General features: G+C 60.7%; 20 protein-coding genes. 13 read left to right on the forward strand and 7 right to left on the reverse strand.

Annotated features, from left to right (window positions below; genetic code table 11):
• The 6 genes from PSV43_RS00675 to PSV43_RS00700 all read left to right on the forward strand — a co-directional run bounded on the left by PSV43_RS00675 (window position 1) and on the right by PSV43_RS00700 (window position 9,036).
• The gene (locus PSV43_RS00675; protein WP_300192654.1) at window positions 1–1,479 is read left to right on the forward strand and encodes a hypothetical protein; all 1,479 of its coding nucleotides are present in this window, start codon (window positions 1–3) and stop codon (window positions 1,477–1,479) included.
• Window positions 1,466–2,350 carry a DUF58 domain-containing protein gene (locus PSV43_RS00680; RefSeq protein ID WP_300192656.1) on the forward strand — a complete coding sequence of 295 codons (885 nt, stop codon included), beginning with the start codon at window positions 1,466–1,468 and terminating at the stop codon, window positions 2,348–2,350. Before PSV43_RS00675 ends, PSV43_RS00680 begins: the two co-directional genes overlap by 14 nt.
• On the forward strand, window positions 2,347–4,116 hold the full coding sequence (locus PSV43_RS00685) for a BatA and WFA domain-containing protein (protein ID WP_300192658.1): 1,770 nt from the start codon (window positions 2,347–2,349) through the stop codon (window positions 4,114–4,116). The genes PSV43_RS00680 and PSV43_RS00685 overlap by 4 nt, the downstream gene beginning before the upstream one ends.
• Window positions 4,113–6,827, forward strand: a complete 2,715-nt coding sequence (locus PSV43_RS00690) for a vWA domain-containing protein (protein WP_300192660.1) — start codon at window positions 4,113–4,115, stop codon at window positions 6,825–6,827. The genes PSV43_RS00685 and PSV43_RS00690 overlap by 4 nt, the downstream gene beginning before the upstream one ends.
• A gap of 174 nt (window positions 6,828–7,001) precedes the next feature.
• Window positions 7,002–8,363, forward strand: a complete 1,362-nt coding sequence (locus PSV43_RS00695) for a Gfo/Idh/MocA family oxidoreductase (RefSeq protein ID WP_300192662.1) — start codon at window positions 7,002–7,004, stop codon at window positions 8,361–8,363.
• Window positions 8,364–8,541: 178 nt separating this feature from the next.
• Window positions 8,542–9,036, forward strand: a complete 495-nt coding sequence (locus tag PSV43_RS00700; protein ID WP_300192663.1) for a YqgE/AlgH family protein — start codon at window positions 8,542–8,544, stop codon at window positions 9,034–9,036.
• A gap of 2 nt (window positions 9,037–9,038) precedes the next feature.
• Here PSV43_RS00700 and PSV43_RS00705 read toward each other — a convergent pair whose 3' ends face one another.
• The 3 genes from PSV43_RS00705 to PSV43_RS00715 are packed head-to-tail and all read right to left on the reverse strand — an operon-like array spanning window position 9,039 to window position 12,645.
• Window positions 9,039–11,729, reverse strand: a complete 2,691-nt coding sequence (locus tag PSV43_RS00705) for a hypothetical protein (RefSeq protein WP_300192665.1) — start codon at window positions 11,727–11,729, stop codon at window positions 9,039–9,041.
• A complete protein-coding gene (locus PSV43_RS00710; protein WP_300192666.1) occupies window positions 11,726–12,298 on the reverse strand; it encodes a hypothetical protein in 573 nt (190 codons plus the stop codon). Before PSV43_RS00710 ends, PSV43_RS00705 begins: the two co-directional genes overlap by 4 nt.
• A 35-nt stretch (window positions 12,299–12,333) precedes the next feature.
• A complete protein-coding gene (locus PSV43_RS00715) occupies window positions 12,334–12,645 on the reverse strand; it encodes an FmdB family zinc ribbon protein (protein WP_300192668.1) in 312 nt (103 codons plus the stop codon).
• A 191-nt stretch (window positions 12,646–12,836) separates the two neighbouring features.
• Between PSV43_RS00715 and PSV43_RS00720 the strand changes: the two genes are divergently transcribed.
• On the forward strand, window positions 12,837–13,667 hold the full coding sequence (locus PSV43_RS00720; protein ID WP_300192670.1) for an AraC family transcriptional regulator: 831 nt from the start codon (window positions 12,837–12,839) through the stop codon (window positions 13,665–13,667).
• Here PSV43_RS00720 and PSV43_RS00725 read toward each other — a convergent pair.
• Window positions 13,664–14,065: a hypothetical protein gene (locus PSV43_RS00725; RefSeq protein WP_300192672.1), complete on the reverse strand. Its 402-nt coding sequence runs from the start codon at window positions 14,063–14,065 to the stop codon at window positions 13,664–13,666. The two genes, PSV43_RS00720 and PSV43_RS00725, sit on opposite strands and share 4 nt — an antisense overlap.
• Window positions 14,066–14,128: 63 nt before the next feature.
• Here PSV43_RS00725 and rlmN point away from each other — a divergent pair, with 63 nt between their 5' ends.
• On the forward strand, window positions 14,129–15,256 hold the full coding sequence (rlmN, locus tag PSV43_RS00730; protein WP_300192673.1) for a 23S rRNA (adenine(2503)-C(2))-methyltransferase RlmN: 1,128 nt from the start codon (window positions 14,129–14,131) through the stop codon (window positions 15,254–15,256).
• 205 nt (window positions 15,257–15,461) lie between these two features.
• On the opposite strand, the gene PSV43_RS00735 is transcribed toward rlmN, so the two are convergent.
• The gene (locus tag PSV43_RS00735) at window positions 15,462–16,052 is read right to left on the reverse strand and encodes a cyclic nucleotide-binding domain-containing protein (RefSeq protein WP_300192675.1); all 591 of its coding nucleotides are present in this window, start codon (window positions 16,050–16,052) and stop codon (window positions 15,462–15,464) included.
• Window positions 16,053–16,105: 53 nt separating this feature from the next.
• Window positions 16,106–17,011 (reverse strand): hypothetical protein, encoded by a 906-nt coding sequence (locus PSV43_RS00740; protein WP_300192677.1) that lies wholly within the window; start codon window positions 17,009–17,011, stop codon window positions 16,106–16,108.
• A 112-nt stretch (window positions 17,012–17,123) separates the two neighbouring features.
• Between PSV43_RS00740 and PSV43_RS00745 the strand changes: the two genes are divergently transcribed.
• The 4 genes from PSV43_RS00745 to PSV43_RS00760 all read left to right on the forward strand — a co-directional run bounded on the left by PSV43_RS00745 (window position 17,124) and on the right by PSV43_RS00760 (window position 22,323).
• Window positions 17,124–19,370 carry an exo-beta-N-acetylmuramidase NamZ domain-containing protein gene (locus tag PSV43_RS00745; RefSeq protein WP_300192679.1) on the forward strand — a complete coding sequence of 749 codons (2,247 nt, stop codon included), beginning with the start codon at window positions 17,124–17,126 and terminating at the stop codon, window positions 19,368–19,370.
• A 33-nt stretch (window positions 19,371–19,403) separates the two neighbouring features.
• The gene (locus tag PSV43_RS00750) at window positions 19,404–20,354 is read left to right on the forward strand and encodes a substrate-binding domain-containing protein (protein WP_300192680.1); all 951 of its coding nucleotides are present in this window, start codon (window positions 19,404–19,406) and stop codon (window positions 20,352–20,354) included.
• Window positions 20,355–20,370: 16 nt separating this feature from the next.
• Window positions 20,371–20,904 carry a hypothetical protein gene (locus PSV43_RS00755; protein WP_300192682.1) on the forward strand — a complete coding sequence of 178 codons (534 nt, stop codon included), beginning with the start codon at window positions 20,371–20,373 and terminating at the stop codon, window positions 20,902–20,904.
• 549 nt (window positions 20,905–21,453) lie between these two features.
• Window positions 21,454–22,323 carry a hypothetical protein gene (locus tag PSV43_RS00760; protein WP_300192684.1) on the forward strand — a complete coding sequence of 290 codons (870 nt, stop codon included), beginning with the start codon at window positions 21,454–21,456 and terminating at the stop codon, window positions 22,321–22,323.
• 219 nt (window positions 22,324–22,542) lie between these two features.
• Here PSV43_RS00760 and PSV43_RS00765 read toward each other — a convergent pair whose 3' ends face one another.
• Window positions 22,543–23,163 carry a prepilin-type N-terminal cleavage/methylation domain-containing protein gene (locus PSV43_RS00765; protein WP_300192686.1) on the reverse strand — a complete coding sequence of 207 codons (621 nt, stop codon included), beginning with the start codon at window positions 23,161–23,163 and terminating at the stop codon, window positions 22,543–22,545.
• A gap of 91 nt (window positions 23,164–23,254) precedes the next feature.
• On the opposite strand from PSV43_RS00765, the gene PSV43_RS00770 reads away from it, so the two are divergent.
• Complete coding sequence (locus tag PSV43_RS00770; RefSeq protein WP_300192688.1) at window positions 23,255–23,725, forward strand: hypothetical protein; 471 nt, start codon at window positions 23,255–23,257, stop codon at window positions 23,723–23,725.
• Window positions 23,726–23,861: the final 136 nt, after the last annotated feature.

Below are 23,861 nucleotides of genomic sequence, written 5' to 3' on the forward strand. Positions count from 1 at the left end.
ATGAATACCGCTCTGCCCATGCTGCGTGATTTCAGTGATCGCTTCAGCCCGATCGTGGTCAAGGAGCTGCGCCAGGGACTGCGCACACGGTTCTTCACTTCGGCGCTGATCTTATTCCACACTCTCATCATCCTGCTTCTCATCACGGTGACGTTTGGTGCGCCGGTGGAGGCCGTAAACGGCATTTTCTGGGGGATTGCAGGTTTCATGCTGCTGGCGGTCATGCCGCTGCGTGGCTTTGCCGCCCTGCATACCGAAGCCACTGACGGCACGCTGGACATGCTGACGCTGACCTCCATCGCATCGTTTCGGATTCTGTACGGCAAATGGGTGGCGCTCTACAGCCAGGCGCTGCTGGTGGCAGGCTCCATTCTGCCCTACATGGTCGCACGCTACTTCTTTGGTGGGGTTGAAATCCTGCGGGAGGTCGTGGCGCTGACGATCCTAGTGCTCGGCTCCGGAGTCATCACAGCGGCGCTGCTGGCCTTTTCTTCGCAGGTGCCGTTGTTGCTGCGCATCTTTCTGGCGCTCTGTGTCGGCGCTGGCGCAGCGCCGCTGGGGTTCTTCACCGCATTCCTTGTTACGGCTTCGCAGGCAGACTCGATGGTACGCGAATTCTTTGCGCTCGATCTCTGGGCACAGTGCAGCCTCGTCGGCGGCATTCTGGCTCTGGTGGTGTATACCGTGTACTACTTTCTGGCGCTCGGTGCCTCACGCATTGCTCCGCCTTCGGAGAATCACAGCACGCAGAAACGACTCATCGCATTGGTCGTGCATGGCGCTTTGATGGTGACGGGCCTGCTGCTGTGTTTTCTCAGCACGGAACCACGGGTTGCTCTGTGGGCCTATATTCCCCTGATGTTCCTGACGCTCATCGTCTGCATGGATGTGCTGACGGAAGAGATGCCGCGCTACCCCACCGCCGTGGCGGTGCTGGCACGGCGTGGGCGTTTTGGCAGGCTGGCAGGCAGGCTGTTGTACCCAGGCTGGGCTTCCGGCGTGCTTTTCTCCGCCATTTTGTGCATGATGGCGTTGATCATTATTGCGGGCATCACATGGAAGTCTTCGGCAATGGATTGGGATGTCGGCCCGTTTCCGCACTTGCTCTGCCTCTTCCTGGCCGTTTTCGTACCTGTGATCCTGCGCATCAACCGCACAAACATCTTTGCCAACTGGTGGGTCGTGCAGCTGTGCTCAGTCTTACTCGGCATCCTGCTGTCGATGTTTTGCCACACCATGAATGCGCGTGATCTGGGGGTTCTCGGCATGGTCTCCCCCATCACCGCCTTGTTTGGTGTCGAGTGTGTGGACTACAGCAGCCGTGGCGGCATCCTGTTCCTTGGCTGTGTTTTCAGTGCCGTGTGGCTGCTCGCCGCAATGGTGCGTGCAAAGATGAATTTCAAAACCTACACCCTGCTCGAAAGCGAAGCACTGGAGCAAGCCGGTCAGGAAACCCCTCGCACTCATGACGCTGCTTGATGACGCCAGCGCACTGCGCACGCTGCACATCCGCGCGCGTGGCTGGGCGCGTGTGCTGAAGCTGCCCTTCCGTCAGCAGCGCTGGCGTGGCCATGCGGGTGAATTCCTCGGCGGCGGCACCGGCAGCAGTCTCGACTTCCAGGACCATCGCCTCTACCTGCCCGGCGACGATCCACGCCAGATCAACTGGCAGGCCTACGCACGCACCGGCACCTACTCGATGAAGCTCTATCGCGAGGAGGTGCGCCCTCTCGTTGATGTGATCCTGGATGTCTCGGCCTCCATGTTTGCCTTCGCCGCCAAAGAGCAGCGCGCGTTGGAATTGTTTGCCTACACCATCGAGTCGGCGCTGCAGTCGGGTGCCACGCTGCGCTGCTACGCCGTCGCTGGTTCAAAGCATCAACTCTTGGAGCCGGAGGTCATTCTCAGCGGCCAGTGGCACGCCCGCGTCAGCGCCTTGATCCCCACCCAGGAAACTCCCGTGCTGAATCGTCTCCCGCTGCGTGCCGGCGCGATGCGCGTCTTCATCAGCGATCTCCTGTTTGCCACGGAGCCGGAAGCCGTTCTCGCCTGCCTCAGCACGCGCGGCGGACGCGGCATCGTCTTCGCTCCGCAATCTCAGGAGGAGTCCGATCCCGGCTGGGACGGCAACTACGAATTCATCGACCCCGAAACCGGCCTGCCACACGAGCACCGGGTCGAAGCCGCCCTGCTGCAGCGCTACGAGGCAGCCTATCGCCGCCATTTTGAACTGTGGAAAGCCGCCGCCCAGAAACACGGCATCGCACTCGCCCGTGTGGCGGCGGAGGCAGACTTTCAAAAAGCACTGCAACTCGAAGGCCTTTCCAGTGGAGCCGTGGAAACCGCATGAACCTCACGCTCGCCAATACCTGGGGCCTGTGGGCGCTGCTCGGTCTTCCCGTCGTGATCGCCATTCACTTCTTGCAGCGGCGCAATCGCCGCGTGCCGGCCACCACGCTGTTCCTGCTGCAGCAGATGAAGCGCGAGAGCCGTACCGGCAGCCGCTTTGAGCGCCTGCGCACCTCCATCCCGTTCTGGCTTCAGCTCTTGATGGTCCTTCTCCTCACCTGGCTGCTCGTGCAGCCACGCTGGCTCAAACACGACGCCGTGCAGCGCATCGCCATCGTGATGGACAGTTCAGCCAGCATGCAGGCCTTTCGCTCACCCGCTGTGCAGGCGGCGGATGAAGTGCTCGGCCTGCTCGAAGGGCCTCTAGCACGCGCGGAGCTCACCCTGCTGTCTTCCGATTCCGAAGCCCCCAGCCTGTATCACGGCACACAGGCGGGTGAAGTGCGCCAGGCGCTGGCCCACTGGGAGCCGCTGCTGGGGGTGCACGATTTCACACCCGCGCTGCGCGTCGCACGCGGCCTCGTCGGGCAGCAGGGCGTCGTGGTGCTCATCACCGATCATCCCCTGCCTGTGCCACCGCTCTTTGGCGCACAAGTAGTTTCCGTGGGTCAGGAAACCGACAACGTCGGCTGGGCGGGCGTGACCGTGGAAGAAAAAGACGGCCAGTGGCTGTGGCATGCGCTGGTGAAAAATTACAGCCGCACCGCACAGGAGCGCCAGTGGCGTGCGCAGGCCGGTGTTGCGGAGTCGCCCTGGAAGCTGCTCAAGCTCGGTCCCGGTGAAACCCAGACGTTGTCTGGTCCTTTCCCCGCTGGTGACATCCAGCAAATCGCACTGCATCTCAGCGATGATGCCTTGCAGCTCGACAACGATCTGCCGCTGGTGCGGCCCCAGCCCAAGGTGCTCTCCCTTTGTCCGCTTGAAGGTGAATCACGGGTGCTGGCAGAGTTGTTCAGCCGCTACGCGCACCTGCGCATGGTCGCTGTGCCGGGCGAGTCAGATCTCGTCGCTGCAGTGATGACTGAAAATTTCGCCCTGCCGGAACAGCGGCACGGCTGCTTTTTTCAAGCTCCCGCAGACGATGCAGCGCCTTATCTCAAAGGCAGCATCGTCGCCGAGCCGCATGCGCTGGTGGAAGGACTGAACTGGCAAGGCTTGCTGGTGCGCGAGTCGAAAACCATGCCCCGGCAGTCGCAGGACCGCGTTCTGCTGTGGCAGGGAGAGCGTCCGCTGATTGTGCTGCGCGTGATGCCCGCAGGCGGCAGGCAGTTGATCTGCCAGTTTGATCTGGAGACTTCCAATGCGCGCAAGCTGCCGGCGTTTGCCGTGTTGCTGCATCGCTTTCTCGAAGAATTGCGTGCGGACAAACTCGCGCCTGAAGCCGCCAACTTCGATGTGCGTCAGCACCTCGCCGTCGCGCATCGTCAGGATTCGGAGGCCGGCCCGTTGAAGCAAGGAGAGCAGGAAATCCCCCTCGCGCAGGCCCGGCTGCTGCGCGCCCCCGCGCGGCCCGGCCACTTCACCGTACATCAGGGGGAGACGCTGCTTCTCACTGCGGCGGCGCATTTTGCCGACACCCGCGAGGCCGATCTCACCCAGGCCAAGCCCTTCAACGAACTCGACAAGGTCAAAGCCGTTCAGGTCGAAACCCTGCATGAGGCCGACCCCAACTGGCGGCTCTGGCTGGTGCTGCTGCTCCTGCTATTGCTGGGTAGCTGGTGGTTCACGACTTCCAAACGCGAAGCCCGGGAGGTGGCACGGCCATGATGTTCCGCCATCCAGAATGGTTCGCACTGCTGCCCGTGCTGTTGTTGGCAGGCTGGCTCCTGCCACGGCTCTCGCTGTGGCGGCCGCTCAGGTTGCTGATGCTCGTGCTGGTCACGGCAACGCTCGCGCAGCCGCAGTGGCGGCGTCTGGCAGACGGCGTGGATCTCTGGGTCCTGCTGGACAGCTCTGTGTCCGCCGAGCAGCCCATGGCGAAAGGCATGACAGAATGGGAGAAGCTGCTCGAAAAAAGCCGGGGCAGTCAGGACCGGATCTTTTATCTCAACTATGCGGCGGAAGTGATGCGGCGCGGTGCTGAAGGCGCGGAGATGTATGCCCGCAATCAGACCCAGACGCGCACCGCCCAGGCCGTCACGCAGGCGCTCGCCTTTGCGCAGCGCGAAGGCCGTGGCAGGCCAGCGCGCATCCTTGCCATCACGGATGGTTATTCAACGGAGCCCCTGACAGGTCTGGCGTCCAAACTCACGCAGCAGGGGGTGGAGCTGGACTACCGCCTCGCCCGTGAAGTCGAGACCACCGACTTCCGCGTCTCCGCCATGAAGCTGCCTGCGCGCGCTCAGCTCGGTGAGCCGTTTCTGGTCGAGATCGAACTGCGCGGTACGACCGATGGCAAAGTGCCGCTCACGCTGTTGCGCAATGGACGTGAGATCAAAACAAGCGAAGTGGCCGTGAAACTCGGCAGCGGCATGATCCGCTTCACCGACCGCCTCCCGGCAGCAGGTGTGGCGCACTACGAAGCCATCATCCAGCCCGCCAAGGACGCGCATGCCGGCAACAACCGCCATGAGGCGATGATTGAAATCGCCGGCGGTCCCCGCGTGCTGCTGCTCACAAAATACACCAACGATCCCGTCGCGGAAACACTCCAGCGCCAGGGCTTCACCGTCGAAACCGTGAGTGAACTCCGCTCCCTGCGTCCAGGCCAGCTGGCAGGTGTGAAGTGTGTCATCTTCAACAACGTCCCCGCGTTTGAACTGCCCTCCGAGTTTCTACCTGCTATGGATTTTTATGTGCGCGAGCAGGGTGGCAGCATCCTCATGGCCGGTGGCAAACAGAGCTTTGCGGCTGGTGGTTATTTCGAATCACCGCTCGATCCGCTGCTGCCAGTGTCCCTCGAAATGAAACAGGAACACCGCAAGCTCATGGTCGCCATGGCCATCGTGATGGATCGCAGCGGCTCCATGGGCATGACCGTGCAGAACGGCTTCACGAAAATGCAGCTCGCCGACGAAGGCGCGGCCAATGCCATCCGTTTCCTCGGGCCGCAGGATCTGCTCGCGGTTTATGCTGTGGATAGCGAGGCCCATGAAATGGTGCCGCTCCAGCAGGTGGGCCCGAATCGCGAAAAAATGGAAAGCGCCGTGCGCCGCATCGAAAGCACCGGCGGCGGCATCTATGTTTACAACGGCCTCAAAGCCGCATGGGACCAGCTCAAAACAGCACCCGCCGGACAGCGGCACATCATTCTCTTCTCCGACGCCGCTGACTCCGAGCAGCCCGATGCCTACAAGAGCCTGATGGATGAAATCACCAAGAGCGGCGGCACCGTCAGCGTCATCGCCCTCGGCACCCGCAGTGATCCCGACGCATGGCTGCTTGATGACATCGCCAAGCTCGGCAAAGGCCGCATCTTTTACACCGACAAAGCAGAAGAACTGCCCAGCATCTTCAGTCAGGAAACCGTCGCGGTGGCACGCAGCGCCTTCATAGAAGAACCCGTCGGCACCAAGGCCGCTGGCGGCTGGTTTGAGATCAGCAGCCAGGCCTTCGAATGGCCCAAGGAAGTGGATGGTTTTAATCTGAGTTACCTGCGCGAGTGGGCCAGCCAGGCGCTCATCTCGCAAGATGAATACGCCGCACCACTCGTGTCCTTCGGGCCGCGCGGTACCGGTCGCACCGCCGCAATCAGTTTCCCCCTCGGCGGCGAGCACTCCCAGCGCGTGCGTGACTGGCCCAAATACGGCGACTTTTTGCAGACGCAGGTGCGCTGGCTGATGGGGGAGGCCGTGCCGCCCGGCATCGGCGTACGGCATCGCATCGAGGGCAACACCCTCACGCTGGATCTGCTCTACGAGGAGGAGTGGGAACCGAAGCTGCGCAGCAAAGCGCCGCGCGTAGTGCTCGCGCATGGCTTGCGTGCCGAGGGCTCGCACGAGCTCGCCTGGGAGCGCGTCGCACCCGGGCATTTCCAGACCAGCACCGAGCTCCCCGAAGGTGAAATGGTGCGCGGTGCCGTGCAGGTGGGCGGTCAGGCCATCAGCTTTGGGCCCGCCATCGTCGGCACCAGCACCGAGTGGGCCTTTGACGAGTCACGCGCGGAAGAGCTTCGCCGCGTCTCACAGACCAGCGGTGGCCGCGAACTGCTGGAAATGAGCCAGGCTTGGCGCAGCCCCACGATCCCGCGCTTCACCGATCTCGGCCTCTATCTGCTCATCACCACGCTGCTGCTCCTGTTGTTCGAAGCCTTCGTGACACGCACTGGCTGGAAGCTACCACAGCGGGCCCGTGCCGAAGCCACGCAGCGGCTTAAAGTCGCCAAGCCAGCCCGGGAGACCGTGCAGCACTGGCAGCGGCTGCAGCAAACGCCGCAGGCGGATGCTCCCAAAACAACCGCAGTGGCAGAAACCACGCCGCCTGCACCCGCGACGGATGCCGAGCGCCAAAGCCGTTTTCAGCGGGCGAAGAAACGATGATGGAAAGTCGCCACGGACGCGTGTGCGGAAGGATCAGACAAAGGCTTGAGTGACTTTGATCCAGACTCTTTTCCAACGGCTCATGGTACTAAACTGCCGTTCTTTGCCTTGCGAGACAAAGAATCCGGCGTGGCCAACGTACGTTTGAGGCACTCAAATCCATCGAAGATCATCATGCCCAACTCTCGCCGCTCCTTTCTGAAGAACTCCTCTCTCGCCTCCGCCGCCGTCGCATTCCCTGCTTTCGTGCGTGGCCAAAATCTCAACAGCAAGCTCCAGGTGGCCTGCGTCGGCGTAAACGGCATGGGCTACAGCGATTTGCACAATGTCGGGTCGCATGCAGCGGTGAAGTTTGTCGGCTTCTGCGATGTGGATGCAAACCGCTTCGACAAGGCGGACAAGGAGTTCCCCGGCGTGAAGCATTTCTCCGACTACCGCGAGATGTTCAGCACCCTGGGCGATGGCTTTGATGCCGTGACCGTGGGCATTCCCGATCACATGCATGCGCCGGTGGCCGTGGCCGCGATGCAGAAGGGCAAGCACATCTACTGCCAGAAGCCGCTGGCTCACACGGTCTGGGAGGCACGCCAGATGAAACTGTGGGCGGAGAAGAAAAATCTCACCACCCAGATGGGCAACCAGATCCACTCCTCCATCGAATACCGCATGGGCACCCGCCTGATCAAGGAAGGTGCCATTGGCAAAATCAAAGAAGTCTATTCATGGGTCGGCGTCACGGGCAATGAGCGCACGCGCATGTTCCAGCCACCACCCTCGGCTCCAGTACCGGCAAATTTGGACTGGGACCTGTGGATCGGTGCGGCACCGATGCGTGAATACGCACCCTCCTACCATCCCTTCATCTGGCGCGACTGGCAGGACTTCGGCGGTGGCGGTCTCGGCGACTTCGGCTGCCACATCCTGGACCCCGTCTTCACCGCGCTCGATCTGACCGCGCCGATCAGCGTTCATGCCAAGAACAGCGGTATCAACAACCAGATCTGGCCCACGCATGAGACGATCAACTACGTGTTCCCTGGCACTGAGTACACCGCAGGCAAGACCATGAAGCTCACATGGATGGACGGCGGTCTGAAACCGAGCCACAAGCTCGCGCAGATGCCAGGAAACATCGATCTCCCCGGCAGCGGTTCCATCTTTATCGGCGAAGGCGGCACCATGGTGCTCGCACACGTGGCCGGACCACGCCTGTATCCGCTCGACAAGTTCACCGGCTTCAAATATCCAAAAGAAGAACCGCGCAGTCACTGGCACACCTGGGTGGATGCCTGCCTCGCCAGCAAGAAGACCAGCGATGGCTTCCATTACGCCGCCCCGCTGGCGGAAACCGTGCAGCTTGGCAACGTCGCCACACGTCTGGCCATTCCGAAGATCGATCCAGTCACGGGCCGCATGGATGAGGCGAACCAAGTCTTGGAATGGGATGCCGCCAATTTGAAATTCACGAACGCCCCCGAGGCGGACAAGCTGCTCACGAAAACCTACCGCAAGGGCTTCGAAGTGGCGGCGGCATAAGACCCCCGTCTAGCCTGATGACAGATGCGCGCTGGCTTGAAAAAGTCAGCGCGCATTTTTTTCGATGCGTAATCGAGCGGCTGGCGTAGTTAATGCGTCAGACATCGATATGAATTCGGAAAACACCAACGAATCATCGTCTTCCCTCAGTGGAAGCCTCCTGCTCGCCTCACCGGCCATGCGCGACTCGAATTTTGCCCGCTCCGTGGTCTTCATGGCGGCGCATAACGAGAAGGACGGAGCCTTTGGCTACATCCTCAACCGGCCTCTGGAGCAGTGCGTCGCCGATCTCCTGCCGGATCAGGATCTCGGAGCGCTTGGTGAGGTTCCTGTGTTCATAGGTGGCCCTGTTTCGACCGACAAGCTGGCCTTTGCCGCGCTGCATTGGAACAAACGCCGCCGCACACTGCGCTGCCAGACCCACCTCTCAGTGGCAGACGCCCTGCATGCGCTCAGCCTCGGTCATGATGTGCGCGGCTTCGTTGGCTACTCCGGCTGGAGCGGCGGCCAGCTTGAAAGCGAGCTTGAAGTGCGTTCCTGGATCACGGCAGACGCCCGCCCGCTGGTGCTCACCGTTGAAAAGCCGGCGCAGATGTGGTCTGCCATTCTCAAGGACATGGGTCCGGTGTATCAGGTGATGGCCGGGGTGCCCGAGGATGTGGGGCTGAACTGAGCCTACTTCGTGAACTCCTTGTCGATCGCATCCAGATACTTCGAGATCGGATCGGTGCGTGGCGGGAGTTCTTTTTGAATGGTGGCCGGCAGGTTGAGAAAGTCGTCAAACTTGCCGGAGAGGCGGCCGCTTTCGCTGGCTTCAAACCAGTCGAGGTAGTCGCGCACAGCGATGGACTTCTGATAGGCGATCAGGGCAAACTCATGCAGCGCAGCGAGGCGCTTGTCCATGTCCTTGGTCCTTCCGGCTTCAATGTCATGCACCGCCACAAGATAGCCGCGGACCACCGGGCGGTATAGAATGCTGACACGCAGCTCCAGCGCGCGCAGTGAGGCGGTGTTGTAGGCCAGTATCTTGGCGCGATCCGGGAGCTTGAGGATGTGCTGGTATTCTTCCAGCGGCAGATTCACCTGTACGAGGGCAGGCGCAGCACCCGGGGTTGGGGTTGCTGCTGCGGAGGCTTTGATCTGTTCCGGCGTGGCGGGTTTGGCGTTCGGATTGGTGGTGCGCGGTTTGTCCGCAGAAGTGGCGGAGGGTTTGGCTGCCGGTTTGGAGTTGCGATTGGTCGCGCGCGGTTTGCTGCTTTTCCTGACGGGGGGCCTGTCCTCCTCTGCTTTTTGGGCGGGCGGTTCCTCTTTGGGGGCTTCTTCCGCCTTGGGTTTGCTTTTGCGGAAACCAAACAGCGGCTCCGCAGTCGGACGTGCGGCGGCAGGAGCGAGCATCTGCCAGGCATCCGCCATCAGGGGCGAAATCAGCCGTGCAACATCAAGCGTGGCAGGCGGGGTGAGAAACGCCGCCTTCTCCTTGGCGGGCGTCTCCTCTTTCTTTTCCTCCGCAGGTTTCTTGCCGCCACGAAACCAGTTCATGGGATTGAGCTTGGTCGGCTTCTTCTCTTCTGGGGGCTCTTCCTTGGCTTCCGGTTCCTGTTTGACGGAGACCTTGGGTTTTTTGAGGGTGGCAGGTTTCTCCTTTTCTGGCGCCTTTTTGTCAGCCGTTGCGGTCACATCGGGTGTGTCCTCAGGCTTCTTTTCTTCACTGCCCGCACCAAAGAGACGCCCCATGAATCCGGGCTTCTTTTCCTCTTCCACGGTCTTCTCTTTTTCGACCGTTGCGGGGGGCGCAGGGGCAGCTGGTTTCTCAGCAACCTTGGCCGTGCTTTCTTTGACGCTCGGCTCATCCGGCGTCTGTTTCTCATCACTGCCAGCACCGAACAGGCGGCCCATGAATCCAGGCTTCTTTTCCTCCTCGGCTGGCGGCTCTTTCTCGTCGGCGGGTTTGTCACCTGCCTTGGCTTCACTGTCCTTGGCATCCCCTAGGAAAAGCATGCGGCGGATGAGGCTGCGTTTTTCTTTGGGATCCTCCTCTGCCGGCTCTTCCTTGACCTCGGCGGCGCTGTCTTTCGTCTTGGGCTTGGCTGGCGCAGAAGCCGTATGGGGCGGCGTATGAGGTTCACTAGTTTCACTCGCTGCGACGACTTGCAGCGGTGCTGGGAGGACAAACGGGTGCAGCTTCACGTTCTTCGGGACTGCGGCAGGAAGCACCTCGTAGTGGAGGGTGATGGCTTCCTCGATGGCCTTGAGACTTTCAGCTGGCGTGAGGGGTTCGCCGACGCCGGGCTTGGCCAGAGCGGCAAGCTGCAACGACCACCATTTGTTCAGGCTTGAGGCCGAGGCGGCAAAGTTTGGAAAGGTGGCGCTGAGCAGTTCGCGTTCGGAACGCGGGTCGCTCGCAAGCACATTGAGAAACTTGTTCAGGTTCTGCGGACCGCTTGGCTGGTCCACCAGCGCCAGTACCAGAGCGCAGCAGGAGGTCTCGTAAATCGTGCGGGAGAGGTTGTCCATCTCCACCGGGGAGGCTTCGATGATCTCCTCGATACCATAGATTTTACCACTGTGGAACAGTGTGGCAAACATGGCGCTGGGAGTGGGGCTGGCTCGGTAGTCCAGTGCATGCAGCACGCCGGTCATCACCCAGTCGGGCAGCAGCAGGCGCCCTTCCGGCGTCTCGATCTTCTGATGATTCCGCAGGATGCGCTCGGCCAGCAGCGCGCGTACGATCTCCTTGCGCAGATCCTCCTTTTTGAGTCCGGGGCCTTCATTGATCGTCACCTGCAGGTGAAAGCCACCAAAGCTCAGCTCGGAAATGGCCGTGGAGATAGGCGGGCCTTTCGACTTGGCCGCCTCCTCGCCCGTATTCAACAACACCACGATCGGCAGCACCCACGCCTCTTTGTCATTGAGCACCTTGCGCACTTCCTCGGAAATCTCCTCACAGCGCGTGGCCATGGCGCTGCGGGTCTCAAACACTTTCCCATGCACAATGAACTGCCGGCTGGTGCTGGTGGAACTGGTGACGGGGATCTTGTCCGAAGGAGACGCCACACGGGGAACTTCCTTTAACCCAGGCTTCTGGGTGACGGCTTCCAGCACCTGCATTTTGCTGGCGGAATTATCAGAGACCGCAGGGGCGGCGGGTGGTTGTTCTACCGCAGGCTTTGCAGCAGCGCCATTCTGCCCTTCGCCGGGCGGGGGTGGTGTCACGCCAGTCTTCGGCACCTCAATGGCGGCCGCTGCTTCCTTCTGCTCCCGAGTGAGAGGCGAGGCCTGAGGCACGGGCGTCTGTCCCACCGCAAGCAGTGTGGCGCAGACAAACGAGAGCACGCCTGCGAGGGCGGATGGGAAACGGCGTTTCATGCGGAAGGGAAGCGGGGATCGAGCACGAGCTTGTCCTTGGCGATGGTGATTTTGTTCATGAGGAACAAGGCCCGGATTTCCGGATCCAGCGCCTCCGCCAACACCTCCAGAGACGGATAGAGCGGCCGCATCATGCCACGTGGCATCTGCAGATGGCCGTAGGCACCGCGCAGCAGCTCAACACGAAAATTCTTGCCGTCGCGGCTGATGCCGAGATCCACGCTGGCGGTGCGCGTGTAACCTTTGATCTTCCAGATGAGAAACAAGCGTGCGCTGCCCGGCTCCAGGTCAAGGCGAGCGCCGTCAAAAACAATCCAACCACCCAGCATGCCCGGAATTTTCCCTGCAAGCGTCGTGGCGAGGTGGCGGTTGATTTCAGCCTCGCTGATCTCCATCACCGCCGCACGTTTGATGGTCGTCTGGCGCATGATGTCGAGCAAGTCATCGACTTTGGCAGCATTTGGCGCGGCGATCTTGGGTAGATCGGCCGGTCGGTGCGCCACCCAGGCAGCTCCAGCCAGCAGACTGAGCCCAAGCAGCCGCATAGTCTGGAGCAGGGGGCGAATCACGGCGGCTGGGGTGGGGGATGGATGCGGACTCAGTGCTAAGCACCCGACGTCTTGGCAGGTGCCGCCGGGGTGGCAGCGGGCGCCGGACTGGCAGCAGGTGTCGAACTCGTAGAGGCTGCGGCGCTTTCAGAATCCTTCTTCGCCGCCGCTTTGTACGAATCACTGCGGTAGTCCGTGATGTAAAAGCCGTTGCCTTTAAAGATGAAACCTGCGCCCAGTCCGATCTTGCGCTTCACCGGACCCGGGCAGCTCTCAACGGGGCAGTCCGTGAGGTGGGAATCCTTCATCGACTGCTTGGCCTCAAACTTGTGGCCGCACGTCGTGCATTCGTAATCGTAAGTGGGCATGATGTGTTGGAAATTGCGTGCGCGGGGGTAATGAGGTGCGCAGCAAGAGGCTAAGTATGCCGCTTGGCACCCTCTGCTGCAAAAGGATTTTCCCCCTCCGTTGCGTCCGGTGCGTAATTCAATGCTCGACACTCAGGCGCTCCTGAATGTATTATCCGGCTATGGCTCCGTTGTTCCAAGAAACCGTCTTCATGACGAATCTTTACGCCACCCCCGCCGACTGGCAGCGTGATTTGTTTTATTCCGTGGTGCGTGCGGGCCATTTAAAGGCGGGTCACGAGCACCGCATCGAGCGTGAAACCTACCCAGGTCACGAGTTGATTTTCTGCCTCAGAGGCCGCGGCTGGGTCCAAGTCGCAGGCAAACGGCACGAAGTCGTACCCGGCTCACTGCTCTGGGTGAACTGCCATCACCCGCATATCTACGGTGCCGCAAAAAAAGATCCGTGGGAGCTGTACTGGATGCGCATCGAGGGTAGGTCACTGGACCGCATCGCCGAACTCCTGCAGGTGCGCTCACAGCCCGTGCTCGAAGGCATCAATGAGCAGGCGGTCTCGCAAGAATTTGAGCGCGCCTTTCAATACATGAGTGGCACCCGTCCCAGCGATGCCGCACTCGCCAGCGCCGCCGTCGCCGCCGTCATCGGCCTGGCATTCCACGTGCGTCTCTCTGAGCCGGGCCTCGTGCAGCCCGAACTTCCCTCCGCCGTCTCCAAGGCGCTGGAGCGCATGCGCCTCTATTTCCATCTGCCCATGCGTGTGATCGAGCTCGCCCAGCTCAGCGGCATGAGCGAGAGCCACTTCAGCCGCCAGTTCAAAGCCGCCATCGGCACCAGCCCCATCGACTGGCTGCGGCGTGAGCGCATCAATCAGGCCAAGCGCCGCCTCATTGAATCCGACGACCCCGTCAAAGAAATCGCCCGCCAGGTCGGCTACCACGATCAATTCTTCTTCTCCAAGGACTTCAAGAAAATGACCAAGCTGACTCCCACGCAGTTCCGCGAGCAGGAAAAGCAGTCCTAGCCCGGCAGCGCTTTCCGCTTCATCCGCTCCTCCAGCCACGCATGAGAGCGGCGGAAAATAAAATCCAGCAGCAGCGCCAGCAACGCACCCGCGAACGCCCCACCGATGCCGCCATACACGGCGATCATCCAGCTCTCGTCCACGTTCTGCAGCACCGCCCGCCCCACCCACGCCGTGATGGCCCCTGCCGGAATACCCGCCAGGATGCCGCATTGCAGCAGCAGCGCCCGCACCGCCGTGGCTGGCCGTTTCGTGAAGAAACCCAGCGCCACCGAACTGGACACCACTCCCATCGCTGTCATCCCCGCTGCAATCGCGCAGGCAAACAACCCGATGCCAATACCCACACCGATCAGTACAACCATGACAAGCAGTGCAATGAGGCCGGGGATTCCCATGCCACGAGCATCAAACCCAAATCTCGAATTTCAAATGTTCATTTCAACGCCAATAGTGCGCAGATGAGCATCACCCCCGCACCCCAGGGCCTCCTCGGCATGAAGCCGGAGGAGATCTCTGCCGTGTTCGCAGAGCTCGGCCAGCCCGCCTTTCGTGCCAAACAGCTCGTCGAGTGGGTCTTCGCCAAACGCGCCGCCACTTTCGAGGCGATGACGAATCTACCCAAAGCGACCCGCGAAGCACTCGCCACCCGCTTCGTCACGCGCACGATGACCATCGCCAAAGTCGCCGGCTCCAGCGACACCACGCGCAAGTTTCTCCTCAAACTCCACGACGGCCGCTACGTCGAGACCGTGCTCATTCCCGCCAATCCCGCTCTCTACGGCGGCAGTTCGGATCGCCGCACCCTCTGCGTCTCCAGCCAGGTCGGGTGCGCCTACGACTGCAAATTCTGCGCCAGTGGTCTCGCCGGCTTCGCACGCAATCTGACAGCCGCGGAAATCGTCGAGCAGATTGTGCAGGTGGAGGCTTACGCCGGAGAGCGCGTGGACAATCTCGTCTTCATGGGCATGGGAGAGCCCCTTGCAAATTACTCCAACGTCACCAAGGCCATCGAAATCCTGAACGCCGAATGGGGCATCGGCATCGGCGCACGCCACATGACCGTCAGCACCAGCGGCCTCGCCCCGCAGATCAAAAAACTCGCCGACTTTCCGCTGCAAATCCGCCTCGCCATCTCCCTGCATGGTGCCACCGATGAAGTGCGCGAGAAAATCATGCCGGTGAACCGCAAGCACAACCTAGGCGAGCTCTTTGAAGCGCTCGACTACTGGAATCAAAAGCGGAAGCAGTTCCTCACCTTCGAGTTCATCCTCATCGCCGACGTGAACGACAGCCTCCAGCAGGCCCACGCCCTGGCCAAACGCGCCCGCAGTGCCCATGCCAAGGTCAATTTGATCCCCTACAACACCGTGGATGGCTTGGAGTGGGTCCGCCCGAGTGAGGCCACCCAGGATGCCTTCCTCGCTGTGCTGGTCAATGCAGGCGTCACGGCCACCCTGCGCCGTGAAAAAGGCCACGACATCGCCGCCGCCTGCGGACAGCTCCGGTTGAAACAGGAAACGGAACTCGGCATCATCGAATCACCCATTCCAGCCAAACGCATCACGATTGGCAGCGGCGCGGCCTGATTCTCTGAAGCGCCAAAGACGCGCCCTATCGAAGCCCAGGCAACGTTGGGTTGTCTGCACCGTGCCTTGTTCCTGTGGAACAAGGAAAGCTCCGCTTCACCCCAAACGCTTAACACTGTAGAACCAACGGCAGGCGGCTTGATACAACCAGCCGCTCTTCAGTATCAAGCGCTCCAAATGAGGAGTGGTTCAACAAACTGCTAAATTACCTCACCCGCGCCGGTTTTCGGACCACCTTGGCAGGGGCACGTTTCACCGGTCGCTTAAGTTTGGGCTTGGCCGCCGGTTTGGCAGGGGCCTTGTCCCCACGCAGCTCACGCAATTCCTTTTCCACCTCGGCCAGGCGCTTGGAGGTGGCCTCCAGCTTGCGCACGACCAGTCGGGCCACGAATTCGTAGAGCGCAGCGTGGAAATCCGGGTCTTCCTCGCGCGGATGGATGTCCTGCAGGAATTTCTGGTCCACCGCCAGGCACACAGCCTTCGAGGAGGCGATGACGGAAGCGAGACGCTTGTCGTGGTTCACGAGCGCAAGCTCGCCGAAAACTTCCCCGATGCGGGTGATGGCAGCAACTTTCTTGCTGCCGACCCGCACTTCCAGCTCACCACTGAGCAGGACGTAGATGCGGGAGTCGATGCTGCCCTCTTTGATGATGTGATCGCCCGGCTCGCATTGCAGCAAGCTGCTGGAGTTCAACACATCATCAAGCTGGTCATCGCTAAAAATGGCGAGAGCCGGCACCGCCCGCAAAGGCGACGGGCTGTGCTTCTCGTCATGGATGTAAGCAAACTCTTTCATGGAATTCGCCGGATTCTGTCAGCGGGAGGGCAGGGGGGAAAGACAAATCTTGTTCATTTTCCACCACCCTTCACCGCCGCATCATACGCAGGCCAGAAACTGGCCGGCGGCATCAGGTCCTTGCCGCCGTCGTCAAACCGCGTGCCAATCTCCTGCAACGGCAGCGATTTCGCCACCTCAATGCCCGCCGTGATATTGGCCGGAGTGAACACTAGACGCGTAAGCTGCATGCCCTTCAGCGGGCTCAAATCCGTCACCGGCGTGTCGGCAATATGCAGGCGCTGCAGGGCCGTGCCGGTCAGTGGGGAGAGATCCTTCACATTCGTACCTTGCAGCGTCACGCTCACCAGCGGCACCGTTTTCAGCGCGCTGATATCCGCCACCGGGCAGTCCGTCAGCCACAGCATCTGGATCGGGCAGTGGGCGATTCCTGAGATGTCGCCAATCGGGCAGCCCACCGCGTTCAGCTCCACCAGCGGCATGTTTTCCAGCGCCGCCAGATTTTCGACCGGCGTGCGGCTCAGGTAGAGTTTTTGCAGCGGCATGCCCCGGATCGGCGAAAGATCCCGCACCTTCGTGTCTTCAAGGTACAGCTCCACCAGCTTCTTGCCCTGCATCGGCCGCAGGTCAGTGATGGGCGTCTCGCTCAGGTCCAGCGCCATCGGCTCGATGTGTTCGAGAAACTTCACGTTCTCAATTTTCGCCCCACGCAGGCTCAGCGCCACCACCTTCCCGTCTTCGATATTGAACTGCCCCGTCCCGGTGTAGCCAGGGTTATGAAACTTGATCTCCGTGTGCATCATCTCCTGCGTCCAATACACCTTCTTCGGCGCGTCCTTCGTCGGAGCTGGCACAGCCGCAGGTGCTTCCACCACGGCTTTCGGCGCAGGTGCAGGTTTCTTGGCTTCATCACCACACTGGGTCAAAAGGAGAGGAAGGAGGAGCAGACTGGGCTTCATGCCATGGGCATGCCGGATTTCTCCCCACGTTGCAAGGCGGAAGTGAAACAAGGGGCAAAGAAGAAAAAGAAATAGGCAGCCGCATCCCGTTTCTGGCAGCATGGCTTTGATCATGCTGCGCTCGCTCACCTTCTTTCTTCTCTGCACCTTCGCTTACGCGGACGAGTTTGACCCACTGCGTGCCGTGGTCAGCAAAGCCGTCGCCAAAGGGAATCCGCCAGGCGCGGTGCTCTGGTTTGAGAGCGGCCCGCAGAAGATGACCTTCACGACGGGCCAGCGCGCGCTCATTCCAGCAATGGAAGCAATGACGGAGGACACCGTCTTTGATGCCGCATCTCTCACCAAAGTGGTCGCAACACTCCCGAGTGTCCTGATCCTGATCGAGCAGGGCAAGATCGCGCTGGAGTCGGAAGTGCGCCAATATCTCCCGGAGTTTCGCAGCGGCATCACCGTGCGGCATCTCCTCACCCACACCTCCGGTTTGAAGGCGGGTCTTCCCAAGGTGCCGGAATGGACAGGTTATGCAGCAGGCATCGCACACGCCATCTCCTCAGAGCCAGACGGACCTCCCGACCGCTTCTTCCGCTACTCCGACATCAATTTCATCCTGCTCGGCGAGATCGTGCAACGCGTCAGCGGCATGCGCTTGAACGAATTTGCCGCAAAACATGTGTTCGCGCCGCTGCACATGGACTCCACGCGCTTCCTGCCACCAGCCGAATGGATCCCACGCATCGCACCCACAGAGAAAGACGAAAGCGGCGTCATGCTGCGCGGCGTAGTCCATGACCCCGCCTCACGCAAGATGGGCGGTGTCACCGGCCACGCCGGCCTCTTCACCACCGCCGCCGATCTGGCCAAATACTCACGCATGATCCTTCAAGACGGCGCAGGCGTCCTCAAACCGGAGACGGTGAAGCTGATGACGGCACCGCAGACGATTGCCACAGTCTTCGAACGGCGCGGCCTCGGCTGGGACATCGACTCCACTTTCAGCAGGCCGCGTGGCAAAACATTCCCCATCGGTTCCTTCGGCCACACCGGATTCACCGGCACAAGTCTATGGATCGCGCCCGCATCGAAGACCTTCGTCATTTTCATGAGCTCACGCCTGCACCCCGAGGGCAAAGGCAGCGTGCGCGATTTGTATGAAGAGATCGGTACCGCAGCAGCTCAATGCGTGAAGCTCACCCCCGCCACTGGCCCACCCTGGCCGCGTGCCGAGACCGAAGTTCCCACGGTATTGAATGGCATCGACGTCCTCGCGCGGCGCAAGTTCGCAGACTTGCAAGGCCTCCGCGTCGGCCTCATTACCAATCAAACCGGCATCGATGCCCAGCGCCACAGCACCATCGATCTTCTGGCAAATGCCCCCGGCGTGAAATTGAAAAAACTCTTCAGTCCCGAGCACGGCATTCGTGGCGAACTCGATCAGGAAAAGATCAGCAACTCGACCGACAAAAAGACCGGCCTGCCTGTGCTCAGCCTCTTCGGTGAACAGCGCGCACCCACTCAGGACCAACTCGCAGACTTGGATGCCTTGGTGTTCGACATTCAAGACATCGGCTGCCGCTTCTACACCTACATCGGCACCATGCGGCTTTGCATGGAGGCCGCAGCGAAAGCGAAGAAAGCTTTCTACGTGCTGGACCGCGTCAATCCCATCGGCGGCATCCAAGTGGAAGGCCCCGCAGCCATCGATGCCGAAAAACCCACCGCCACCCACGCCATCCCTCTGCGCCACGGCATGACCGCCGGCGAACTCGCCGCCATGATGAACGCCGAGCGCAGCATCGGCTGCGACTTAAAGGTGATCCCCGTCGAAGGCTGGCAGCGCCACATGCTCTACGATCAAACCGGGCTGCCTTGGATTAATCCCTCGCCCAACATGCGCTCATTGAATGCCGCGCTGCTCTATCCAGGCGTCGGCCTCCTGGAGTTCAGCATCACCGTCGGGCGCGGCACAGACACCCCGTTCGAAATCCTCGGCGCACCCTACGTGGACGACCTGCGGCTCTCGTATGAACTCAACAAACTGGGCCTTGCAGGTATCCAGTTCACCCCGCTGCGCTTCACGCCCACCGCGAGCATTTTCAAAGGCGAGGCATGCGGCGGCGTGCGCATGGCCATCACAGATCGCACTGCATTGCATGCGGTCGATGTGGGCATTGCCATCGCCTGCACATTGCAGCGGCTTTACCCAAAAGAGTTTAAGCTGAGCCTGGTGGATACCCTGCTCAATCGCGCCGCCAGTGTGAAGGCGCTGCGCAGTGGCGAGACATGGAAAAAGGTGTTGGCAGGCTGGGTCGCGGAGACGCAGGTGTTTGAGGCGAGAAGGCGGACCTACCTCCGCTATTGATGGAGAGGAAGAGTCCGTGCTACCATGCAGCAGATGAAATCCCGCCGCTTCCTTCTCGCCTTCACCCTCCTGATTGTCGCCTGCGGCAAAACTACGGATGAGCATGCGGCATCGCGGGGCACCATCGCAGTATCCTTGCTCTCATTGCAGAACCCCTTTTTCAAAGTCATCGGCGACAGCATCATCGCCGAAGCAAAAAAGAACGGCTATGACACGCTCGTGGTCAGTGCAGATGGCGACGTCGCACGCCAGAGCAATCAGATCAAAGACTTCATCGTGAAGGATGTCGCCGCCATCGTGTTGAGTCCCACAGATTCCAAGGCGATCGTGACCGTCATCCAGGAGGCAAACGCCGCCGCTATTCCCGTCTTCACCGTGGATGTTCCCTGCAACGAGCCCGGTGTGAAAATCGTGACGCAAGTGGCCACCGACAACTTCGGCGGCGGCAAAATGGCGGCAGAGGCCATGATCGAAGCGCTGCAAGGGCAGGGCGGGAAGATCGGCGTGCTCGACATGAAGCAAGTGGAGTCCTGCATCCTGCGCGTGAAAGGCTTCAAAGAAGTTCTGGCTGCCTACAACGCCACGGCGGCGAGAAAGATCGAGATCGTGAGCGAGCTCGACTGCGGCGGCGCGAATGACAAGGGCTACAAAGCCACCGAAGACATGCTGCAGGCACAGCCAGATCTCGTCGGCATCTTTGCCATCAATGACCCCGGCGCGCTCGGCGCACGCGGTGCCATTGAGAAGGCGGGCCGCACTGACAAAGTCGTCATCATCGGCTTCGATGGCCAGCCCGAAGGCAAACAAGCCATCAAAGAAGGCAAGATCTACGCCGACCCCATCCAGTTCCCCGACAAAATGGGCGCTGAAGTCGTGCGCGCATTCATGCGCTACTCCAAAGGCGAAGAGCTCCCGCCGCAGCTGCTCATCCCGACCAGCCTGTATCGCAAAGCCGATGGCGTGGCCGATGCTTCGCTGAAATGATCCCATGCTCAATCTCATGAACCCGCTCACCCTCCTCACCTTGCTGGCGCTCGGCGCAGCCACTGTCTCTGCGGCAGAGCCGAAACCCGAATCTGAATTCACCACCACCGACCCGAAGAAGGTCAAAATCTTAGAGGACTCATCCCGCGAAAAAGATCCCGAGATCGATCACTTCAAGCATCTCTGCCCCGGTCTCGGTGGCTATCAGGTCATCCATGAAGGCGGCGATCTCCGCAGCTGGATCAATCTGATTTTCGACGGCAACAAAACCGACCTCATGGGCGATACTCTCAGCGCCTGCCCCGGCCAGTTCCCCGCAAAAGCCAACGACGTCGTGCAATGGCGCGGCCTCCGCCAGGGCGGCTCCTTCATCCCATACGCAATCATCTACCGCATGATGTCGAGCGCCGATGACGAAAAGCAGACGCGCCTCGAAACGCTCGTCATCATCAAGCTCGACAAGGATAAATCGACCATCGTCGGGCATGTGCCCGCGAAGGAAGGAAATGAAAAAGCCGAACTGCTGGCGGACAAGCTGTGCAAGCCCTGAGCAAAAACGCATGAAGACCGTTATGAATGGCACTCGGTTAAGGCATAGCCTCGTTCGCTTTTGCAGTTCCAAGGGCATCGAATTTGTCGCCTCGGCATTTCCTTGGCAGCATGCTGCTATAGCAGTTGCCAAAACGCATTTCCGTTTAGTTGACTGTCTCTTGCTCGAAGAGGGTGGCTCCGACGGCGGCTGGCTGAGAGCCGCCAGCCCTACCTGCGCTGGGCATAGGCATGCTCGGCGCGAGGTAGAGCCCTTGGTCCTCCAAGCGCCGTCGAGCGTCGCCATGCGTCGCTTTCCGGGAAGCCGTTTTGGAAAACGCTACATCCTTCATCACATGGCTCCGCCGCACACCAGTCCCAACGGGACTGCGCATCATAGCGAAGGGTTGCCGAGCCTCAGCGAGGCTACCCTGGGGCCCCGCCATCAAATCCGGAAAGCAAACCCAGCACCCCGCTACACCCCACGCTCACCAGCAGCGTTTGCAAAAAGCCCCGCCATGCAGAGAGAGGATCGCCACCTTCACAACCCACGATGAATGCTTTTAAACGAATGCCGCTCAGGTCTGTGATTTCATTCATCCAATGCTCCCGACGCACACTGTTGCTGGCAGCTCTTGCCACCTGCTTCTGCTGGAATGTGCAGGCCGCCGACGAGGTGCCGCACGTGCGCATCCTCTTTCTCGGCAACAGCTACACCGCGTTCAATCTCCTGCCCGGCATGGTGGGCGAGCTCATGCTTTCCTCCCAGATGCTGGCTCCGCATATCGGCAGCAATTTAGAGGGCAGCTACACGCTGGAGCGTCACACCACCAATCCAGAGGGCATGGCCTTGCTGAAAAAAGGCGCCGATGACGGCAAGCCCTGGGATGTCGTCGTGGTGCAGGAGCACAGCGTCGTGTCTGCTGCCGCTGCGGTGGATGAAGATGCCAGACTGCTGATGGAAAACGGTCTCTCCAAGCTCGTCAAATCCGCCCACGAATTAAACCCCAAAGTGCTCGTCGTCGTTTTTCAGGTGTGGGCGCGGCACGAAAGACTTTGGAAAGAAAAGTCCCCCGATGCACTCGCGACGGGCGCAGAGCCTGCGCAGGCACGTGCTCGCACCCACCTCGCGAATGCAAACGCCGTGAAGGCGGCCCAGGAAAAAAATCCAGGTGCAAAGATCATTGTCAGCCCCGTGGGGGATTTCTGGTGGCTGGTCCATGATGTCTATCCGGCCATGTCGCTTTACGCCGAGGATGGCATGCATCCCGACCTCATGGGAACATTGCTCAGCGCGTATGTCATCGCCGGCAGCATCGGCGGACGAGAAGTGATCGAACAGTCCACGTGGATGCCGCCAGACTGCCCTGCAGTGCAGGTGGCGCGAGTGAAGAAGACGGTGCTGGACCACCCCGAAGTGTTCAAGGCGGCAGGGAAATGATACCACGATCTATTGGAAAATAGGTCTGTTACATCTTTGCGGATGTCAACCCCGCCATGCACCAGCCCTGAATGGGCTGCGTAGTCCAGCCCAGGGTCAGACGAGCCTCAGCGAGGCGACCCTGGGTATGGCAGACAATTCCGGGAAGCAAACCGAGCACTCCGCAACATCGCCCCACTCACCAGCAGCGTCCGCACTCTGTCCCGCCGCAGAAGTCCATCACTTGGGCCGCCAGGTGGTGACGTCATCCCCTGTGCTCGGAGCCTGGTCTTTGCCACTGCTGTAAACAGCCACCTTCGTGACCAGATGCGCCGCCTGATTCGCCGAGAACTTGGGCTCAGTGTTGCTGGTGTCGGGATTCTTCACCTGATTGTCACCATTCGTGTCGAGCAGGATGTGATAAGGCTGCCCATACATGTCGGCGAGCTTGTAGGGTCGTGCAGCACCCACCAGTCCATGGCGACCATTATTCCCAGGGGGGAATGCTACGAAAGGCGTGCGCTTGGGATTCAAATCCACCGTGCCGCTTGATGCTGGAGGAATACCCATGAGAGTGTCCACCAGCGAGTTGTTGCCATCGGTGAGCAGTTCGGCTGCGTCCTCACCATTGGCTCCTTGGCTGGTGGCAACAATGGGCCAGCGATTGTAGTCGGTCTGGTAGTGGTCGATGCCATTCTTGAGATCCATCAGCACCGTTCGCACTTTCAGACGATTGGCTTGGTCGATGGCGTTACTGATTCCCGCCGCCGTCAGGCTGGCAAGGATCGCGATGATGGTGATCGTAATGAGCAGTTCGATCAGGGTGAACGCTCTCGTGGCCGGTTGCCGGTGCGTTTTCATAATATAATAATACCTGAAATGGCAGCCGGGGGTCAATGCTGCTTTTTCATCCTTGAACCATCTGTCGAAACAGCGCACGGCTTGCCTCCCCGTGAACAAGCAAGCCGTCCTCGATCAAATCCTCTCCGTGCTCCATTCCGAACTCGCCGCTCTCACCCGCGCCGCCCAGAGTTCCTTTGCCGCAGCCACAGACCCCGACAGCAAGGCGGAAAACAAGTACGACACCCGCACCCTGGAGGCCTCCTACGTCGCCCGTGGCCAGGCCCAGCGCGTGGCGGAGCTCCAGCAGGCCGTGCAGGCCTTCACGGCCTTTTCAGCCCGCACCCTGGAGTCAGGCGTCACCATCACCCTCGGCTCCTTGGTCACCCTCGCTCTTCCTGCGGAAGCCGCCCACTATTTCATCGGCCCCTTCGCCGGAGGCACCGAGATCCTGCACGAAGGCACCGAGATCGTCGTCATCACCGCCGCCTCAGCCCTCGGTCAGAAACTCATGGGCAGACGGGCAGGAGAGTCCATCCCCCTGCAGCCCGGCCTCTCAGCCAAAATCACCACGGTGCAATAAACTTGCTTCCAGCTAGAGCGTTTTCCAAAACTGATTTCCGGAAAGCGGCGCATGGTGACGCGCGCAAGCCCAGCGCTGGTGGGGCTGGCTGTCCTCAGCCAGCCGCCGTCGAAGCCCATGATCTGCGATCAAGAAA

It is taken from the genome of Prosthecobacter sp., assembly GCF_029946185.1.
Taxonomy (GTDB): domain Bacteria; phylum Verrucomicrobiota; class Verrucomicrobiia; order Verrucomicrobiales; family Verrucomicrobiaceae; genus Prosthecobacter.

What these genes read in the sequence shown, in the direction of transcription:
- PSV43_RS00705 (WP_300192665.1), bottom strand. Translation starts at nt 11,729, where the DNA reads ATGAAACGCCGTTTCCCATCCGCCCTCGCAGGCGTGCTCTCGTTTGTC.
- PSV43_RS00690 (WP_300192660.1), top strand. Translation starts at nt 4,113, where the DNA reads ATGATGTTCCGCCATCCAGAATGGTTCGCACTGCTGCCCGTGCTGTTG.
- PSV43_RS00745 (WP_300192679.1), top strand. Translation starts at nt 17,124, where the DNA reads ATGCTGCGCTCGCTCACCTTCTTTCTTCTCTGCACCTTCGCTTACGCG.
- PSV43_RS00675 (WP_300192654.1), top strand. Translation starts at nt 1, where the DNA reads ATGAATACCGCTCTGCCCATGCTGCGTGATTTCAGTGATCGCTTCAGC.
- PSV43_RS00715 (WP_300192668.1), bottom strand. Translation starts at nt 12,645, where the DNA reads ATGCCCACTTACGATTACGAATGCACGACGTGCGGCCACAAGTTTGAG.
- PSV43_RS00760 (WP_300192684.1), top strand. Translation starts at nt 21,454, where the DNA reads ATGCCGCTCAGGTCTGTGATTTCATTCATCCAATGCTCCCGACGCACA.
- PSV43_RS00695 (WP_300192662.1), top strand. Translation starts at nt 7,002, where the DNA reads ATGCCCAACTCTCGCCGCTCCTTTCTGAAGAACTCCTCTCTCGCCTCC.
- PSV43_RS00685 (WP_300192658.1), top strand. Translation starts at nt 2,347, where the DNA reads ATGAACCTCACGCTCGCCAATACCTGGGGCCTGTGGGCGCTGCTCGGT.
- PSV43_RS00740 (WP_300192677.1), bottom strand. Translation starts at nt 17,011, where the DNA reads ATGAAGCCCAGTCTGCTCCTCCTTCCTCTCCTTTTGACCCAGTGTGGT.
- PSV43_RS00765 (WP_300192686.1), bottom strand. Translation starts at nt 23,163, where the DNA reads ATGAAAACGCACCGGCAACCGGCCACGAGAGCGTTCACCCTGATCGAA.
- PSV43_RS00755 (WP_300192682.1), top strand. Translation starts at nt 20,371, where the DNA reads ATGAACCCGCTCACCCTCCTCACCTTGCTGGCGCTCGGCGCAGCCACT.
- PSV43_RS00750 (WP_300192680.1), top strand. Translation starts at nt 19,404, where the DNA reads ATGAAATCCCGCCGCTTCCTTCTCGCCTTCACCCTCCTGATTGTCGCC.
- PSV43_RS00725 (WP_300192672.1), bottom strand. Translation starts at nt 14,065, where the DNA reads ATGGGAATCCCCGGCCTCATTGCACTGCTTGTCATGGTTGTACTGATC.
- rlmN (WP_300192673.1), top strand. Translation starts at nt 14,129, where the DNA reads ATGAGCATCACCCCCGCACCCCAGGGCCTCCTCGGCATGAAGCCGGAG.
- PSV43_RS00680 (WP_300192656.1), top strand. Translation starts at nt 1,466, where the DNA reads ATGACGCTGCTTGATGACGCCAGCGCACTGCGCACGCTGCACATCCGC.
- PSV43_RS00720 (WP_300192670.1), top strand. Translation starts at nt 12,837, where the DNA reads ATGACGAATCTTTACGCCACCCCCGCCGACTGGCAGCGTGATTTGTTT.
- PSV43_RS00700 (WP_300192663.1), top strand. Translation starts at nt 8,542, where the DNA reads ATGCGCGACTCGAATTTTGCCCGCTCCGTGGTCTTCATGGCGGCGCAT.
- PSV43_RS00735 (WP_300192675.1), bottom strand. Translation starts at nt 16,052, where the DNA reads ATGAAAGAGTTTGCTTACATCCATGACGAGAAGCACAGCCCGTCGCCT.